Source organism: Enterobacter cloacae complex sp. P42RS (assembly GCF_014930595.1).
Taxonomy (GTDB): domain Bacteria; phylum Pseudomonadota; class Gammaproteobacteria; order Enterobacterales; family Enterobacteriaceae; genus Enterobacter; species Enterobacter bugandensis.
In genome coordinates, this window is sequence record NZ_JADBRK010000001.1 from 350,919 (window position 1) to 368,475 (window position 17,557).

The 17,557-nt window shown below is 58.4% G+C and carries 18 protein-coding genes; 13 read left to right on the plus strand and 5 right to left on the minus strand.

Features of this window, described 5'->3' with window-relative positions; genetic code table 11:
* Positions 1–170: 170 nt before the first annotated feature.
* Positions 171–1,043, plus strand: a complete 873-nt coding sequence (locus IM314_RS01595) for a helix-turn-helix transcriptional regulator (protein ID WP_047365191.1) — start codon at positions 171–173, stop codon at positions 1,041–1,043.
* Here IM314_RS01595 and IM314_RS01600 read toward each other — a convergent pair.
* The gene (locus IM314_RS01600; protein ID WP_193358250.1) at positions 1,017–2,189 is read right to left on the minus strand and encodes a benzoate/H(+) symporter BenE family transporter; all 1,173 of its coding nucleotides are present in this window, start codon (positions 2,187–2,189) and stop codon (positions 1,017–1,019) included. The two genes, IM314_RS01595 and IM314_RS01600, sit on opposite strands and share 27 nt — an antisense overlap.
* Positions 2,190–2,281: 92 nt before the next feature.
* Between IM314_RS01600 and IM314_RS01605 the strand changes: the two genes are divergently transcribed.
* Both IM314_RS01605 and IM314_RS01610 read left to right on the plus strand, forming a co-directional pair.
* Positions 2,282–2,809, plus strand: a complete 528-nt coding sequence (locus IM314_RS01605; protein ID WP_048958187.1) for a helix-turn-helix domain-containing protein — start codon at positions 2,282–2,284, stop codon at positions 2,807–2,809.
* 80 nt (positions 2,810–2,889) lie between these two features.
* Positions 2,890–4,854 (plus strand): U32 family peptidase, encoded by a 1,965-nt coding sequence (locus IM314_RS01610; protein ID WP_048958188.1) that lies wholly within the window; start codon positions 2,890–2,892, stop codon positions 4,852–4,854.
* Here IM314_RS01610 and IM314_RS01615 read toward each other — a convergent pair whose 3' ends face one another.
* Complete coding sequence (locus IM314_RS01615) at positions 4,855–5,085, minus strand: DUF2554 family protein (RefSeq protein ID WP_028013125.1); 231 nt, start codon at positions 5,083–5,085, stop codon at positions 4,855–4,857. It lies immediately after the preceding gene.
* Positions 5,086–5,328: 243 nt separating this feature from the next.
* On the opposite strand from IM314_RS01615, the gene IM314_RS01620 reads away from it, so the two are divergent.
* The gene (locus tag IM314_RS01620; RefSeq protein WP_041910018.1) at positions 5,329–5,691 is read left to right on the plus strand and encodes a hypothetical protein; all 363 of its coding nucleotides are present in this window, start codon (positions 5,329–5,331) and stop codon (positions 5,689–5,691) included.
* 155 nt (positions 5,692–5,846) lie between these two features.
* Here IM314_RS01620 and ftrA read toward each other — a convergent pair whose 3' ends face one another.
* Entirely contained in the window at positions 5,847–6,854 is a 1,008-nt protein-coding gene (gene ftrA, locus IM314_RS01625) for a transcriptional regulator FtrA (protein ID WP_048958190.1), read from the minus strand.
* Positions 6,855–6,927: 73 nt separating this feature from the next.
* Between ftrA and IM314_RS01630 the strand changes: the two genes are divergently transcribed.
* The 8 genes from IM314_RS01630 to zinT all read left to right on the plus strand — a co-directional run bounded on the left by IM314_RS01630 (position 6,928) and on the right by zinT (position 14,946).
* Entirely contained in the window at positions 6,928–7,341 is a 414-nt protein-coding gene (locus tag IM314_RS01630) for a rhodanese-like domain-containing protein (protein WP_041910013.1), read from the plus strand.
* 156 nt (positions 7,342–7,497) lie between these two features.
* Positions 7,498–8,601, plus strand: a complete 1,104-nt coding sequence (locus IM314_RS01635; RefSeq protein ID WP_193358249.1) for a cobalamin-independent methionine synthase II family protein — start codon at positions 7,498–7,500, stop codon at positions 8,599–8,601.
* Between the two features lie 202 nt (positions 8,602–8,803).
* The gene (gene urtA / locus IM314_RS01640) at positions 8,804–10,075 is read left to right on the plus strand and encodes an urea ABC transporter substrate-binding protein (RefSeq protein ID WP_028013130.1); all 1,272 of its coding nucleotides are present in this window, start codon (positions 8,804–8,806) and stop codon (positions 10,073–10,075) included.
* A 24-nt stretch (positions 10,076–10,099) separates the two neighbouring features.
* On the plus strand, positions 10,100–11,674 hold the full coding sequence (gene urtB, locus IM314_RS01645) for an urea ABC transporter permease subunit UrtB (protein WP_193358248.1): 1,575 nt from the start codon (positions 10,100–10,102) through the stop codon (positions 11,672–11,674).
* Complete coding sequence (gene urtC / locus IM314_RS01650) at positions 11,674–12,747, plus strand: urea ABC transporter permease subunit UrtC (RefSeq protein WP_193358247.1); 1,074 nt, start codon at positions 11,674–11,676, stop codon at positions 12,745–12,747. Before urtB ends, urtC begins: the two co-directional genes overlap by 1 nt.
* Entirely contained in the window at positions 12,747–13,544 is a 798-nt protein-coding gene (gene urtD, locus IM314_RS01655) for an urea ABC transporter ATP-binding protein UrtD (protein WP_193358246.1), read from the plus strand. The genes urtC and urtD overlap by 1 nt, the downstream gene beginning before the upstream one ends.
* Before the next feature lie 9 nt (positions 13,545–13,553).
* A complete protein-coding gene (gene urtE, locus IM314_RS01660; RefSeq protein ID WP_028013134.1) occupies positions 13,554–14,252 on the plus strand; it encodes an urea ABC transporter ATP-binding subunit UrtE in 699 nt (232 codons plus the stop codon).
* Positions 14,253–14,304: 52 nt separating this feature from the next.
* Entirely contained in the window at positions 14,305–14,946 is a 642-nt protein-coding gene (zinT, locus tag IM314_RS01665) for a metal-binding protein ZinT (protein WP_028013135.1), read from the plus strand.
* A gap of 46 nt (positions 14,947–14,992) precedes the next feature.
* On the opposite strand, the gene ydeE is transcribed toward zinT, so the two are convergent.
* Positions 14,993–16,186, minus strand: a complete 1,194-nt coding sequence (ydeE, locus tag IM314_RS01670) for an efflux MFS transporter YdeE (protein WP_188245625.1) — start codon at positions 16,184–16,186, stop codon at positions 14,993–14,995.
* A 194-nt stretch (positions 16,187–16,380) separates the two neighbouring features.
* Between ydeE and eamA the strand changes: the two genes are divergently transcribed.
* Positions 16,381–17,280 (plus strand): O-acetylserine/cysteine exporter, encoded by a 900-nt coding sequence (gene eamA, locus IM314_RS01675; protein WP_028013137.1) that lies wholly within the window; start codon positions 16,381–16,383, stop codon positions 17,278–17,280.
* Between the two features lie 38 nt (positions 17,281–17,318).
* Here eamA and marB read toward each other — a convergent pair whose 3' ends face one another.
* Positions 17,319–17,537, minus strand: a complete 219-nt coding sequence (gene marB / locus IM314_RS01680) for a multiple antibiotic resistance protein MarB (protein WP_028013138.1) — start codon at positions 17,535–17,537, stop codon at positions 17,319–17,321.
* Positions 17,538–17,557: the final 20 nt, after the last annotated feature.

Here is a 17,557-nt window from a genome sequence, read left to right on the forward strand (position 1 = left end):
TTTCTCTTCTCAAACCACGGAAGCCCGCAGTATGGCGCTGTCCTCAGTCTGGGGCTTTCACCGGCTTGCGCTAGACTTGCAAAATCTTGCGCTTTTTTCTTTTCCGGGGGCTGGCAACGGGGGACAACAGTTCTTAGACTGACAGTTCACTCAATAACGCGCTAACGGTTATGTCTCACGCTTACGATACCTTTGAAACGCTTCGCCAGCAGAATGCGGTCCTGCGGGAAACGGTCGCGCTCAATTCCGGCATTCAGCTGGCGGCGTGGTACAACAAGCACGATACGATAACGGTTAAAAGCAATCATCATACCCTTAGTCTGTACGTCGCCGACGGTTACGAAAGCTATCAAAAGACGCCGGGCGGCTGGAAGAACGGCGGGGGGCCGGACCGTTTCTGTCTGATGCCGAAAGAGAGCGAATCGACGTGGGACATCCGCGATGACCTGTCGTTTGTCCATCTCTACTGCACCGATGAACACCTGCGCGATGTGGGCGAAAAAATCTGGGACAAGCGGCCCCTGTCGCTGACTCTGGACGAGCGCATTTTTGGCAGCGACCCGAAGATCACCGCGCTGTACCGCCAGTTTCTGCTTGGTTGCGACTGGCAGCAGCAGGCCAACCAGCTCACCCTGAGCACGGCCTCTACGCTGCTGTTGACCCACCTGCTGCAAAACTACGCCAACGTTCAGTGGAAGCTCCCGGTCGTTACCGGCGGGCTATCGCCGTTTGTTCTGCGCAACGTGCTGGCTTTTATTGAAGAAAACCTCGGACAGCCCCTGACGCTGGCCGATCTGGCGGCGCAGGCCGCACTCAGCGAATATCATTTTGCCCGCATGTTCCGCCAGTCGACGGGGCTGGCGCCGCATCAGTACGTTATGCAACGGCGCATGGAAAAAGCGAAAAACCTGGTGCAGCATACCTCGACGCCGCTGACGGATATCGCGCTGGCCTGCGGGTTTAACTCCGCCAGCCACTTCAGTAACCGTTTTCGCAGCGTCATGGGCATCACGCCGTCACAGCTGCGCGCGGCGAGCGCGTGAAAACAGGGCATAGCTTAAGCCGCCCAGCACCAGCCCCCAGAATGCCGAGCCGATGCCCAGGAGCGTGACGCCGCTTGCGGTCATCAGAAACGTGACGATAGCCGCGTCGCGCTCCGCTTCATGATTCAGCGCCTGATATAAACTCCCGCTGATGGTACCCAGCAGCGCCAGACCGGCCAGCGTCTGGATCCAACTGAGCGGCAGCGCAGCCATTATCCCGGTGATGGATCCGCCGAACACTCCCGCCAGCAGATAAAACCCGCCCGCGGCGATAGCCGCCAGCCAGCGTTTACCGGCATCGGGGTGGGCATCCGGGCTTTGACAGATAGCGGCGGTAATGGCGGCTATGCAGATGGAAAAGACGCCGAAGGGGGACAGCAGCAGCGCCAGCCCGCCCGTAAAAATAATGAGCGGTGAGACCGCCAGCGGATAGCCGGACGCTTTCATGGTCGCGAAACCGGGCGCATTTTGCGAGGCCATGGTTACCAGGAAGAAGGGCAAGCCGATGCTCACCAGGCTGGTGAAGGTGAACGTGGGCGCAATAAACTCAGGTGTGACGAAGGAAATGGTGATTTTATCGGTGACAACGTCACCTCCCGCCCACGCCACGATCCCGCCCACCAGCAGCGTAACGACGATCGCATAGCGCGGTGCCAGCGCTTTCGCCAGCAGCCACGCGGCAATCATGCTGCTGCACAGCAGAAAGTGCCTGTCCAGATGGGCAAACGCATGCAGCCCAAACTGCAGGAGTACGCCTGCCAGCATGGCCGCAGCCAGTGAGTGTGGGATCAGCTTCATCAGGCGGGCGAAAAGCCCGGTAATGCCGCAGAGTAAAATGAGCGCATTGGCGAAGATAAACACGCCGATTGTCTCGGCCAGCGTCACGCCGTGCAGGCTGGTGGCGAGTAGCGCCGCGCCGGGCGTAGACCAGGCGGTCAGCACCGGAGCTTTATACCACCAGGAGAGCGCCAGCGTGCTGACGCCCATCCCAACCCCCAGCGCGGTCATCCAGCCCGCAATCTGCTGTGCGCTGGCGCCTGCCGCGGCGGCGGCCTGCCAGATGATAGCTGCTGAACTGGCGTAACCGACCAGAACGGCGACAAATCCAGCCAGTACGACTGGAACGAGATGAGAGGTAGGGCGCATAGAAACTCCGCTGTGCGTTATAACGTCCGCGATAAGGTAACACTGTGCGCTATAGCGTACAAGTGGTATGCTCAGGGCCATCAGGAGGGAGCATGGACATTACACAACATCTTGCAGCAACGCTGAAAACGCTGCGCCAGGCGCGCGGCTGGAGTTTGTCGAAGCTGGCGGACGAAACGGGCGTGTCGAAAGCGATGCTCGGGCAAATCGAGCGCAATGAGTCCAGCCCGACGGTGTCGACGCTGTGGAAAATTGCCACCGGGCTGAACGTCCCGTTTTCCGCTTTCATTACGCCAGAGGCGGACAGGCCAGCTGTGTTTGATTCACAGCAGCAGGCGATGGTGGTCAAACCGCTCTTTCCCTGGGATGAGACGCTCCGGTTCGATCATTTCTCCATCACGCTGGCACCGGGTGCCCTGAGCGAGTCCACGCCGCATGAGGCAGGCGTGATTGAACATGTGGTGGTCATCAGCGGCGAGCTGGAGATGAACATCAACGGTGAGTGGCAGACGGTTCATGCCGATTCTGGCGTCCGTTTTGCCGGCGATAAACCGCACGCCTACCGCAACAGCAGCGACCGGCCGGTGCATTTTCACTCTCTGATCCATTATCCCCGCTGAGGCTACGCAAAACTGTTTCGCTGGCGCATACTTCTGACTACAATAGCCGCCATTTTGACCATAACGGATAACGACGAAGTATGCGCCTGCAATCCCATCATCTTGAACTTTTAAGCCCGGCCCGCGACGCCGCCATTGCCCGTGAAGCGATCCTTCATGGCGCTGACGCCGTCTACATCGGCGGCCCTGGCTTCGGTGCCCGCCATAACGCCAGCAACAGCCTGCGCGATATTGCCGATCTGGTGCCGTTCGCCCACCGTTTCGGGGCGAAAGTGTTCGTGACCCTGAACACCATTCTTCATGATGATGAGCTGGAGCCCGCGCAGCGTCTGATTACCGATCTCTACCAGACCGGCGTCGATGCCCTGATTGTTCAGGACATGGGCGTGCTTGAGCTGGATATTCCGCCTATCGAACTGCATGCCAGCACCCAGTGCGATATCCGCACGGTTGAGAAGGCGAAGTTTCTCTCCGACGTGGGCTTTTCGCAGATCGTTCTGGCCCGCGAGCTGAACCTCAATCAGATCCGCGATATTCACCAGGCAACCGACGCGACGATCGAATTCTTTATCCACGGCGCGCTGTGCGTGGCCTATTCCGGCCAGTGCAACATCTCCCACGCGCAGACGGGCCGCAGCGCCAACCGCGGCGACTGCTCGCAGGCCTGCCGTCTGCCGTATACCCTGAAAGACGACCAGGGTCGCGTGGTGGCGTTCGAAAAACACCTGCTTTCCATGAAGGATAACGATCAGACCGCCAACCTGGGCGCGCTGATCGACGCGGGCGTGCGTTCCTTTAAGATTGAAGGGCGCTACAAAGATATGAGCTACGTGAAGAACATCACCGCGCACTATCGCCAGATGCTGGACGCCATCATCGAAGATCGCGGTGACCTGGCGCGCGCCTCGGCCGGTCGTACCGAACATTTCTTTATTCCGTCAACGGACAAAACCTTCCACCGCGGCAGCACGGACTATTTCGTGAACGCCCGCAAAGGGGATATCGGCGCGTTTGACTCACCGAAGTTTATCGGTTTACCGGTCGGTGAAGTGCTGAAAGTGGCGAAAGATCACCTGGACGTTGAAGTGACCGAGCCGCTGGCGAACGGCGACGGCCTTAACGTAATGATTAAGCGTGAAGTGGTGGGCTTCCGCGCCAACACGGTCGAAAAAACCGGCGAGAACCGCTACCGCGTCTGGCCGAATGAAATGCCTGCCGATCTCTACAAGGCAAGGCCGAACGCGCCGCTCAACCGTAACCTGGATCATAACTGGCAGCAGGCGTTGCTGAAAACCTCCAGCGAGCGTCGCATCGCGGTGGACATTGAGCTGGGCGGCTGGGAAGAGCAGCTGATCCTGACCATGACCTGCGAAGACGGCATCAGCGTAACGCATACCCTTGATGGCCTGTTCGAGGTGGCAAACAACGCGGATAAAGCGCTTAACAGCCTGAAGGACGGCGTAGCGAAGCTGGGCCAGACGATTTACTACGCGCGCGCCATCGAGGTTAATCTGCCGGACGCGCTGTTCGTGCCGAACAGCCTGCTGAACCAGTTCCGCCGCGAAACGGCAGAGATGCTGGATGCCGCACGCCTGGCGCAGTATCCGCGCGGCAGCCGTAAGGCCGAATCCGTTCCTGCGCCTGTGTATCCGGACACCCATTTATCGTTCCTGGCCAACGTTTACAACCATAAAGCGCGTGAATTTTATCATCGCCACGGCGTGCAGCTTATCGACGCGGCCTATGAAGCGCACGAAGAGAAGGGCGATGTGCCGGTTATGATCACCAAGCACTGCCTGCGCTTTGCTTTTAACCTGTGCCCGAAACAGGCGAAAGGGAATATTAAAAGCTGGAAGGCCACCCCCATGCAGCTGGTCAACGGTGACGAAGTCCTGACCCTGAAGTTTGACTGCCGTCCTTGTGAAATGCATGTTATCGGCAAAATGAAAAACCACATTTTCAAAATGCCACCGCCGGGCAGCATCGTTGCGTCCGTGAGCCCGGACGATCTGATGAAAACCCTTCCGAAACGCAAGGGCAGTTAATTACCTTACGTGCGTGTCCGGTTTGCGCGATTTCTGCCACAGGTGGTGTTCGCGCAAACCCTCCGCTGACTCTTCCGCTACACTGCGTAACTCGTCACTGTCGGCCTCATGCCGTAGCTGATGTTCCACATTCTTTACCCAAACATATTCATGCCCTTTGTGCCCGGCCATCAGCTGGCCGGAAAACAGCGCACAAATAAGCATGACGAGAGATAACCCTTTTTTCACCATGGTTTCACCGCTGAATAACATTGCGGGAATAAGCATGCCGATTATTTCTTCTCGTTATTATTCAATAATTCAAAGTACGGCAAAGAAAGTGTCAAATACTGTAGGATCGGAATTCTTCTTAAGAAATATCCTAAATACGAATTACGCGTTGTAAACTACCTGTTCTGGTACGGAAACAGACATTTACTTTAAGGATAATCCTATATAATAGAGGTTCTCTGGCTAAGGAATGAGTCTAAATAAATGAAAAAAATAATCGCACTTGCGCTCCTCGTGGCTGCCGTTGGGGCTACCGCAGGATTTCGCTATATCGGTAATGACGAACCAGAATATATTCAGTCCGCTGAAATTCGCGTTGGTTCCTATTTAACCAGCGACTATGGACGCGTAGCCTGCACTAGTAAAAGAGTAAATGAACAGCGCTGGGAATTAGACTGCACCCATCCGGCACGGGGAAAAACATTCCAGTTTGCGGTATATCCCTCTGAAAAGGCTCCCTATGGCGTATCGCGATCGTTTTATCTCGAGGCCCTTAACGATGATGCCAGGCAGAGCGCTGAGCAGGGCCTGATGCGCTATTTACAAATCAACACCAGCGCGAGTTAATCAGGCTGTTTAGCTTTCGTTGAGACAGCCAGTGTTAGTTTGTATGAGATCCGCTGCCCGACCATGGAGCGTCGGGGACGTAGAGACCAAAATACAAATCTATCCATGCAAGCATTTACCGCCAGATAATGGCGGTTTTTTTTGCGCTTTTGCCGCTAGCGGGCAGTATCAGAACGTGAAAATTGTTTGCGATACTGAGCCGGGGAAAGCGCGAACTGCTGACGAAAATGATGACGCAGCGTCGACGCCTGACCAAACCCGGTCTGTTCCGCGATGCTGTCGATGCTTAAACGGCTGCTCTCCAGATAATCTTTTGCTCTCAGCAGGCGTTCATTAAGCAGCCAGCGTGCGGGCGTCGTGCCCGTTGCCGCCTCGAAGCGACGAAGAAAGGTGCGCTGGCTCATGCCGACCCGACGTGCCAGGGAGTCGACGCTGTGCGGCTCGACAAGGTGCGTGTGCAGAAAATCAAACAGCTGGCCCAGGCGCTGGCTCTCACGCAGCTGCGCCACCGGGCGGCTCAGCTGCTGCGGCTGTGAACCATCCCGGTGAGGGGGGATCACCAGCCGACGCGCCACGCTGTTGGCGGTTTCCATGCCATAGTCCCGCCGGACGACGTGCAGACAGAGATCGATTCCCGCCGCGCTGCCCGCGGAGGTCAGGATATCGCCCTCATCCTGGTAGAGCACATCCTCAACCACCTCGATGTCAGGGTAGCGAACCTTAAGCGCGTCAATGTAGCGCCAGTGCGTCGTGGCTTTACGTCCGTTCAGCAGCCCCGTAGCGGCCAGCACGAACACGCCCGAGCAGATGGACAGCAGCTGACATCCGCGCGCGCTGGCCTGGCGCAGCGCCTCGCAGAGCGCCGGAGGAACCGGTGAGTCCAGCCCCCGCCAGCCGGGAACCACGATCAGGTCCGCCGACGCAAGCAGGCTCAAGTCCCCATCGGTAACGATGCGGATCCCGCCGGTCGCCCGCAATTCTCCGCTATCCACGCTCGCCACCGCAAAACGATACCAGTCGTCGCCCAGCTCAGGACGCGGCAGGCCAAAAATCTCAACCGCCACGCCAAACTCAAAGGTACATAGCCCGTCATACGCCAGCACCACCACCTGCGGACGGGTAACCTGTCTTAAGTTTGTCATCTTTTTGCTGTTTTCTGGCATAAGCGAGCGCATTCACGGGCTGAATTTGTGGATAGAGTAGTGTTAACACAAACGCCAAAGATGAGGAAGGATCATGAGCTATGTTACTGAATTTCCGGCTGCCGAGCCGCAGGAAGCCGTTACCCATTTTCTGCGTCGCCTGAGCGTCGAAACCGACTGCGCCGACGTGCATCACGCCATCGCCAATAATGAGCAGGACTTCGTGCTGCTGCATGTGGTGGGGAGCCCGGAGCAGTTTGCCCGCCGCCATGTGCCGGGCGCTCTGCATATGCCGTGGAGCCAGATGACCGCTGAGCGCATGGCCCAATGGCCGGAAGGTACGCTGTTTGTCGTCTACTGCGCGGGACCGCACTGTAACGGCGCGGACAGGGCGGCGCTGAAGCTGGCGCGTCTCGGGCTGCCGGTCAAAATCATGCTCGGCGGCATCACCGGCTGGGAAGATGAACGCTACGCCTTTGCCAGCCAGGCCCACGCTGACGCGCTGTGAAGATGAATTTTTTTCAACACCCGTGAAATTTTCTCGTTTGCCGGAAACGGTAAGGTATGACATCTTTTTTGGACATTTAGACATCCAGAAGTCTAAAGATTCAAATGATGAATTATCACTGCGGGCAATTAATACCGGCAGACTGAGGAGATTTCCATGCAACGACAGCACGCCCCATACCGCGCCGACGTAGTCGGCAGCTTTTTACGCCCGGATGCCATCAAGCAGGCTCGCCTGAAGTTCGCCAGCGGCGAGATTGATGCCGGACAGCTTCGCGCGGTGGAGGACGAGGCTATTCGCCACGTCGTCGAGCAGCAGTGCGCGTGCGGCCTGCATGTGGTGACCGACGGTGAATTTCGCCGTGCCTGGTGGCACTTCGATTTCTTCGACGGTCTTCAGGGCGTTGAGCGTTACGATTCACAGCAGGGGATTCAGTTCAACGGAGTACAAACCAAAGCCCACGGCGTGCGCGTGACCGGCAAGCTGGGCTTTGGCGACCACCCGATGCTGGAAGACTTCCGCTATCTGAAAAGCATCAGCGGCAATGCCCAGCCGAAGATGACCATTCCCAGCCCAAGCGTGCTCCATTTCCGCGGCGGGCGCAAAGACATCGACGCGACGGTGTATCCGGATCTGAACGACTATTTCGACGATCTGGCAACCACCTGGCGCGACGCGATACGCGCATTCTACGACGCGGGCTGCCGTTATCTGCAGCTGGACGACACCGTCTGGGCCTACCTCTGCTCGGACGACCAGCGCCGTCAGATCAGCGAGCGCGGCGACGATGCCGATGAGCTGGCGCAAATCTATGCCCGCGTACTGAACAAGGCCCTGGAAGGCAAGCCGGAGGATCTGACCATCGGGCTGCACGTCTGCCGCGGTAACTTCCGTTCAACCTGGATTTCCGAAGGCGGCTACGAGCCGGTGGCGGAAGTGCTGTTCGGGACGGTCAACGTTGACGCATTCTTCCTGGAATACGATAACGACCGCAGCGGGGATTTCGCGCCGCTGCGCTTCGTTCGCCCGGGCAAGCAGCAGGTGGTGCTGGGCCTGATCACCACGAAAAACGGTGAGCTGGAGAACCCGGAAGGCGTGAAGGCCCGTCTGGAAGAGGCGGCGAAATACGTGGCGAAAGAGCAAATCTGCCTCAGCCCGCAGTGCGGTTTTGCCTCCACCGAAGAGGGCAACAGCCTGAGCGAGTCCCAGCAGTGGGATAAGGTCCGTCTGGTGACGCAGATCGCCAGCGAAGTCTGGTAAAACCGCTTCCTCAGCGCTGCATTATAAAAGTGCAGCGCTGTGCCATTCTGAGTCGTTCTCTTTACATCCTGCCGTCTGTCTCCTGCAATAGCGCATCCTCCATTCTGGCATCCTTTTTGCTCCTGCTTCGCTGACACCTTTATTTCCGCGTCCATGCCGTAACGGACGTTTTCGCACAGCGTTCTTTTTCAGGAGTGAAAATATGCAGCGTCGTACCTTATTAAAAGCCTTTGCGTTATCCGCGTCCGTCGTGGCGATGGGAATGAGTTTTGGCGTGCAGGCGGCCGACACCATCAAAGTGGGGATCATGCACTCTCTGTCCGGCACGATGGCCATCTCCGAAACCCCGCTGAAGGACGTCGCCCTGATGACCATCGACGAGATCAACGCCAAAGGCGGCGTGCTGGGTAAGAAACTGGAGCCTGTGGTGGTGGATCCAGCCTCAAACTGGCCGCTGTTTGCCGAGAAGGCACGCCAGCTGCTGAGCCAGGATAAAGTGGCGGTGGTGTTCGGCTGCTGGACGTCGGTTTCGCGCAAATCCGTACTGCCGGTTTTCGAGGAGCTGAACGGCCTGCTGTTCTATCCGGTGCAATATGAGGGCGAGGAAATGTCGCCAAACGTCTTCTATACCGGCGCGGCGCCGAACCAGCAGGCTATCCCGGCGGTGGAATACCTGATGAGCGAAGACGGCGGCGGGGCGAAGCGCTTCTTCCTGCTGGGGACCGACTACGTTTACCCGCGCACCACCAACAAAATCCTGCGCGCGTTCCTGCATTCGAAAGGGGTTGAGGATAAGGACATCGAAGAGGTTTACACCCCGTTTGGTCACAGCGACTACCAGACCATCGTCGCCAGCATCAAGAAATTCTCCGCCGGCGGCAAAACCGCCGTGGTGTCGACCATCAACGGCGACTCCAATGTGCCGTTCTACAAAGAGCTGGCTAACCAGGGGCTGAAGGCCACCGACGTGCCGGTGGTGGCGTTCTCTGTCGGCGAAGAAGAGCTACGCGGAATCGACACCAAACCGCTGGTGGGTAACCTGGCGGCGTGGAACTACTTTGAGTCCGTGGATAATCCAACCAACCAGGCGTTCGTCGCGGATTACAAAGCCTATGCGAAGGCGCACAAGCTGCCGAATGCCGATACCGTCGTGACAAACGACCCGATGGAAGCGACTTACGTGGGGATCCACATGTGGGCACAGGCGGTGGAAAAAGCGGGCACCACCGACGTGGATAAAGTGCGCGCGGCGATGGCCGGTCAGTCATTTAAGGCGCCGTCTGGCTTTACGCTCACCATGGATGCCACCAACCATCATCTGCATAAGCCGGTCATGATCGGTGAAATTGAAGGCAACGGCCAGTTCAACGTGGTCTGGCAGACGGAACAGCCAGTACGCGCCCAGCCGTGGAGTCCGTTCATCGCCGGAAATGACAAAAAGCCCGACCAGCCGATGAAAACCGCCAGCAACTAGGCCATTGCCTCAGGGAGAAACGTCATGAACGCCATGCGCATGTTCATCGCTCTTGTATGGCTTTCCGGACTGCTGCCAGGGATGGCGCAGGCATCGGATGCCGATCGTTTTGTTGCCGCCAGCCGCGGCCAGCAGGCGGAGCTCCTCACGCAGTGGGCCGCCGCGCCGGATGCCGCCAGGCTTCCGCTGCTTCAGTCCCTGCAAAAGGAAAACCTGTATACCGACAGCCAAAAGCACGCCTTTGCGAAGCGTAATGGCGAAATGGTTTCGCTCGGTGACGCCCGCGCGGCAGTAGGGCAAACCAAAGCCGTACGCCTGACAAACCGGCTGCGCGTGCTGGCTGCAACGGCCATTGCCACGCATCAGCTTGTTAGTGACAGTGTCACCGAAAGGCGGGCGGCAGCCCGTCAGCTCCAGCGTGATGCTCAGCCCGACATGCTCGCTTTTCTGGAAAAGCGCGCCGGGGATGAAGCGGACGCTGTGGCGCGTCAGGCGCTGCTGCTGGCGGTGGCAAACCTCCAGCTGGCGAGCCCGCAGCCGGAGGTGCGCCGCAGGGCCGTCGAACTGCTGGGCCAGTCAGACGATCCGGACGTACAGTCCAGACTCACTCCGTTTACCCAGGCGCAGACCGAGCCGGATGCCGGCGTGCGCGCGGCCGCAGAAGAGAGCCTTAGCCAGATTACGCATCGCCTGATGTGGGGCGATCTGCTGGGCCAGGCATTTATGGGGCTTTCTCTGGGGTCGGTGCTGCTGCTGGCCGCGCTGGGGCTCGCGATCACCTACGGCCTGCTGGGCGTCATTAACATGGCCCACGGCGAGATGCTGATGCTGGGGGCGTACGCCACGTGGATGGTGCAGCAGGCAATGGCCGGGCTTGCGCCTCAGTGGCTGGCGCTCTATCCCGTTATCGCCTTGCCGGTCGCATTCTGCCTGACGGCGGGCATTGGTATGGTGCTGGAGCGCACCGTGATCCGTCACCTGTACGGTCGCCCGCTGGAAACGCTGCTGGCGACCTGGGGGATCAGCCTGATGCTCATCCAGCTGGTGCGGATGACCTTTGGCGCCCAGAACCTGGAGGTGGCAAACCCGTCATGGCTTTCCGGCGGGGTGCAGGTTTTTGCCAACCTGACCCTGCCGTGGAACCGCATTGTGGTGCTGGGCTTCGTGCTGCTGGTGCTGTTCTTCACCTGGCTGATTCTGAATAAAACCCGTCTTGGTCTGAACGTGCGCGCGGTGACGCAAAACCGCAGCATGGCCGCCTGCTGCGGGGTACCGACCGGGCGCGTCGATATGCTGGCGTTTGGGCTGGGCTCAGGGATCGCCGGGTTAGGCGGCGTGGCGTTATCCCAGCTTGGTAACGTCGGGCCGGAGCTTGGTCAGGGGTACATCATCGACTCGTTCCTCGTAGTCGTTCTCGGTGGCGTAGGCCAGCTGGCAGGCAGCGTGGCCGCCGCGTTCGGGCTGGGCATTTTCAATAAAATCCTTGAGCCGCAGATGGGTGCGGTGCTGGGCAAGATCGTGATTCTGGTGGCGATCGTCCTGTTTATCCAGAAGCGTCCTCAGGGGCTGTTTGCGCTGAAAGGGAGGGTGATTGACTGATGAGCCAGCCGCTGACCTTAACGCTGGCGCGTAAAGCGCCGCGCACGACACAGATTGCAGGCAGCCTGCTGGTGGCGTGTCTGCTGATTTTACCGTTTTTCGCCTTGCTGCCCGCCACGCATCCGCTGGCGCTGTCGACCTGGGTGCTGACGCTCATCGGCAAGATCCTCTGCTATGCCATCGTTGCGGTGGCGCTGGATCTGGTGTGGGGCTACGCCGGCATGCTCTCTCTTGGACACGGCATCTTCTTCGCCCTGGGCGGCTATGCGATGGGCATGTACCTGATGCGCCAGGCGTCAGGCGACGGCCTGCCCGCGTTTATGTCGTTTCTCTCCTGGAGCGAGCTGCCGTGGTTCTGGTGGGGCACCCAGCACTTTGCCTGGGCGCTGGTGCTGATCGTGATGGTGCCGGGTTTGCTGGCGCTGGTGTTTGGCTGGTTTGCCTTCCGCTCGAAGATCAAAGGGGTTTACTTCTCGATTATGACCCAGGCGCTGACCTACGCGGGCATGCTGCTGTTCTTTCGCAACGAAACCGGCTTTGGCGGCAATAACGGCTTTACCGGCTTCACCACGCTGCTCGGGTTTTCGGTGACGGAAACGACCACCCGCATCGCGCTGTTCCTGGCGACGGTGCTGTTGCTGCTTCTGGCGTTGGGCACCGGATTTGCGCTGGCGAAGAGCAAGTTTGGCCGCATCCTGACCGCCGTGCGCGACGCGGAAAACCGCCTGACGTTCTGCGGGTACGATCCGCGCGGGTTCAAGCTGCTGGTATGGACGCTCTCTGCCGTGCTGTGCGGCCTGGCGGGGGCGCTGTACGTTCCGCAGGTGGGCATTATTAACCCCGGTGAAATGTCGCCGACCAACTCGATAGAAGCCGCCATCTGGGTGGCGCTGGGCGGGCGCGGCACCCTGGTGGGGCCGGTGATTGGCGCGGCGCTGGTGAACGGGGCGAAAAGCTTCTTTACCGTTGCCATGCCGGAGTACTGGCAGCTCTTTCTGGGGCTGATTTTTATCGCCGTCACGCTGTTCCTGCCGCGCGGCGTCTACGGTCTGTTGCGTAAGGGAGAGAAATAATGCAGCCAACGGAAGAGTTATTTACCCGCCAGTTGCCCGGCGATCGCTACCGGGACCAGACTGACCCGGTGCTTCAACTTGAGGCCATTAACGTCAGTTTCGAGGGCTTCCAGGCGCTGACCGATCTCTCCCTGAATATCGGCGTGGGCGAGTTGCGCTGCGTGATTGGCCCCAACGGGGCGGGTAAAACCACGCTGATGGACGTGATCACCGGCAAAACCCGACCCAAAAGCGGGAGAGCGATTTACGACCAGTCCATCGACCTGACCGGGCTGGAGCCTGCGGGCATTGCTCGCCAGGGGATTGGCCGAAAATTCCAGAAACCCACGGTCTTTGAAGCGCTGACGGTGTGGGAGAACCTTGAGATCGCCATGAAAACCGATAAATCCGTCTGGGCGAGCCTGCGGGCAAAACTCAACGGCGAGCAGCGGGACCGCATTGACGAGATGCTGGTTCTTCTGCGCCTTGGCAGCGAGCGGGACCGTCGCGCCGGGCTGCTTTCGCACGGGCAGAAACAGTTCCTGGAGATCGGCATGCTGCTGGTGCAGGACCCGCACCTGCTGCTGCTGGATGAACCCGCCGCCGGGATGACCGATGCGGAAACGGAATACACCGCCGAGCTGTTCAAAACCCTGGCGGGCAAGCATTCCCTGATGGTGGTGGAGCACGACATGGGCTTCGTTGAAACGATTGCCGACCACGTCACGGTGCTGCATCAGGGGCGCGTGCTGGCGGAAGGCTCGCTTCGCGAGGTGCAGGCCAACGAGCAGGTGATTGAGGTCTATCTGGGCCGCTAAGGAGCGATGATGTTACAGGTTAACGAACTGAATCAGTACTACGGCGGCAGCCATATCCTGCGCGGCGTGAGCTTCGAAGCCGCTCCCGGTGAAGTCACCTGTCTGCTGGGCCGCAACGGCGTCGGGAAAACCACGCTGCTGAAGTGCCTGATGGGGCTGATCCCGGCGAAAACCGGGGAGGTCATCTGGCAGGGTAAAACGATCACCCACAGCAGGCCGCACCAGCGGGTGCAGTCCGGCGTGGCGTATGTCCCGCAGGGCCGCGAGATTTTCCCGCGCCTGACCGTGGAAGAGAACCTTTTGCTTGGGCTTTCGCGTTTTTCCGCCCGCGAGGCAAAGCAGGTTCCTGACGAGATCTGGCAGCTGTTCCCGGTTCTCAAAGAGATGAAGCACCGCCGAGGGGGCGATCTCTCCGGCGGGCAGCAGCAACAGCTGGCGATTGGTCGCGCGCTGGCGAGCCGTCCGCAGCTGCTGATTCTGGACGAACCGACGGAAGGCATACAGCCTTCCGTCATCAAAGAGATTGGCCAGGTGATCCGCACCCTGGCAAACAGAGGCGACATGGCAATCCTGCTCGTCGAGCAGTTTTACGACTTTGCCGCCGAGCTGGCCGACAGCTATCTCCTGATGTCCCGCGGCACTATCATTCAGCGCGGGAGGGGCGAAAATATGGAGCAGGAGGGTGTTCGCGGGCTGGTTGCGATCTAAAATGTTATAATATAACATCCTCATTCTTATAAAACGGAATGAGGGTGTTACTTTGGCTGCACATATTGGAAAATTTGCCATGACTCTGGGGGCGCTGCTGGTCAGCGGCCAGCTGTTTGCTCACTCGCACGGCCATCAGATGACCGAAGCGGAACAGAAGGCGGCGAACGGCGTGTTTGAGGATAAAGACGTGAAGGACAGAACGCTGTCCGACTGGGACGGCACCTGGCAGTCGGTGTATCCGTTCCTGCTGGACGGTTCGCTGGATCCGGTCTTCAAACAGAAAGCGCAGAAGGATAAAAGCAAAACCTTTGACGAGGTGAAAGCGTACTACCGCAAGGGATATGCCACGGACGTGGATGCCATCGGCATTGAAAATAACGTAATGGAATTCCACAGAGGCAAGGCGGTCAGCAGCTGTCAGTATGACTACAGTGGCTACAAAATTCTGACCTACGCATCGGGCAAAAAAGGCGTTCGCTATCTGTTTGAGTGTAAGGATGCCGACAGCAAGGCGCCGAAGTTCGTGCAGTTCAGCGACCACATCATCGGGCCGAAAGCCTCATCGCACTTCCATATTTTTATGGGCAATACCTCCCACGAGGCGCTGCTGAAAGAGATGGACAACTGGCCGACCTATTATCCAAACGAGATGTACAAAGAGCAGGTGGTGGAGGAGATGCTGCACCACTGATGCGTTATTGCCGGGGGGCGGCTTCGCCTTACCCGGCCACTATTTTTTACGCCGCTTTGGGGGATTCGTTCCACGCCTTCACGCTCATTCCCCGCAAAATCATCAGCCAGGCAACGACGATGGCAACCATCATGATTGCAAACAGCGACCAGTGCGGCAGGTTGGTCAGGATAATGCCGGTGATCATCGGGTTTGCCGCCGCGCCGAGCCAGCCCAGCGCCTGCGCGGAAAAATAGCTCGCCTTCATCCCCGGCGGGGCGATGTTGTCGATCAGTATGTATTCACCCGGTGCGTAGATAATCTCACCCAGCGTAAAGATGGCGGCGGCGATGCCCCAGTAAATCAGGTTCTCCCCGGAGAGCATAAAGCCTCCCAGCCCCAGGATAAAAAACAGCGTTGCGACGGTCATTAAAGGCCGAATATTGCTGGCGGAGATCTTCCGTCCCAGCGCGTACTGCAGCGTCACCACCACGGCGGCGTTAACGGGCAGCACCACAGCGACCACCTTCTGGGCAAAATCGCTGTCGGCATTGGCGGCCAGTACGTATTGCGAAATGCAGCTGGCGAACGATCCGCCCACGTAAGACGCGAGCAGGCCGGAGAGGGTGAACCAGAAAAGGGCGCGATCTTTCAGCAGCACCGACGGCTGCCAGGGCATCTTCTCCTCGGCGGTATCCAGCGCGACGCTCTTTTGCACGAAGAAATGAATAAACCCGAGCGGCAGCGCGGCGCAGAAGGCCGCCAGCCAGAACGGCAGCTGCAGGCTGTACATCACCAGCAGGGTGCCAATCGGCGGCCCGACCGTCCAGCCAATGTTCAGAAAGCTGTAGTTGAGCGAGAAAACACGCGCTTTTTGGCTTGAGGTGAGCACGTCGGAGAACCAGGCTTTCAGCACCGTCGAAAAGACGGAATAGGCGCAGTTGATCAGGGAAAAGAACAGGACTACCAGGGTGACGTTATCCACCAGCGGAATCGCGACAAAACCGGCGATAAAAGCCACGATCGCGATCAGCATATAGCGTTTTTTATCAAACTTATCGGCCAGAATGCCAAATCCCAGGCTGAACACCACGCCAACGGTCAGCGCAATCGTCAGGGCATAACCAATATTCTCGACGCTCATATTAAACACGCGCGTGAGATAAATGGTCATGAACGGCAGCGTTGCCCCCCGACCGATGGTTAATAACAATGACGATGCCAGCAGCGCTGCGGTTGAGCGCCTGAGAGATGGTTTCATATTCCTTCCCGACGGTTGCTTATGCTTTTTTTAGACGAGTGTTAACAGGATTACCATGACATAAGGGGCTTGTATAGCACCCGATTTATCCCTAAGTGCTTCAGCTGCCTGCCAGAAATAATGATCTTCTCGCGGCACACTTTTTTCTGTTACCTTGAAGTGTTAACAAATTATTAATAATTCAGGGGCAGGGTATGACGCGTAAAGACGGACTGCTGGCGTTGCTGGTGGTCGTGGTATGGGGGCTCAATTTTGTGGTCATCAAGCTGGGATTGCACAACATGCCCCCGCTGATGCTGGCCGGTTTGCGTTTTATGCTGGTGGCGTTCCCGGCGCTCTTTTTCGTCGCCCGTCCGAAAATCCCGTTAAAACTGCTGCTGGGCTACGGTTTGACCATCAGTTTTGGCCAGTTCGCGTTTCTCTTCTGCGCCATCAAGTTCGGCATGCCGGCCGGTCTGGCCTCGCTGGTGTTACAGGCGCAGGCGTTCTTTACCATTATTCTCGGCGCATTTGTGTTTGGCGAACGCCTGCAGGGCAAGCAGCTGGCGGGGATAACGCTGGCGGTATTTGGCGTTCTGGTGCTGATTGAAGCCAGCCTGAACGGTCAGGATGTGGCGCTGCTAGGGTTTATGCTCACGCTGGCGGCGGGGCTGAGCTGGGCGTGCGGCAATATTTTCAACAAGCTGATTATGCAGCACGAGGCGAGGCCTCAGGTGATGTCCCTGGTGGTCTGGAGCGCATTGATTCCGATAATCCCGTTTCTGGTGGCGTCGTTTATTCTGGATGGCCCGGAGGTGATGCTGAACAGCCTGGTCGAGATCGATCTGACCACGATCCTTTCTCTTATCTATCTGGCGTTTGTCGCCACCATCGTGGGCTACGGGATCTGGGGTTCGCTGCTGGGACGCTATGAGACCTGGCGCGTCGCGCCGCTGTCTTTGCTGGTCCCGGTAGTGGGGCTTGCCAGTGCGGCGATACTGCTGGATGAAACGCTGAGCGCGCTGCAGCTGCTCGGTGCCGTGCTGATTATGGCCGGGCTGTACATCAACGTGTTTGGCCTGCGGGTTCGCCGGGCGGCGCGGGTAAGGGGATAGGGCATAAAAAAGCCCCGCTGCTGCGGGGCAAAAACGAATCAGAGGCCGTGCTGATTATAATAAGGCACGCCTAATTCGTCGGATTTGTCGCTACCAGCACCCATGTGGTTGAAATCATAAGGCGACTGGTCATGTGCTGACGGCAAAATCATCGTGTCATGATTATTTTGCTGCGTTGCACCTGGGGTTTGCTCCGCGAAGGTCTGGCTGGAAAACAGCACCAGCAAGGCGAGGGCGGCGGAGGCGGTAACTTTCATTTTTTCCTCGGTTACGTCTT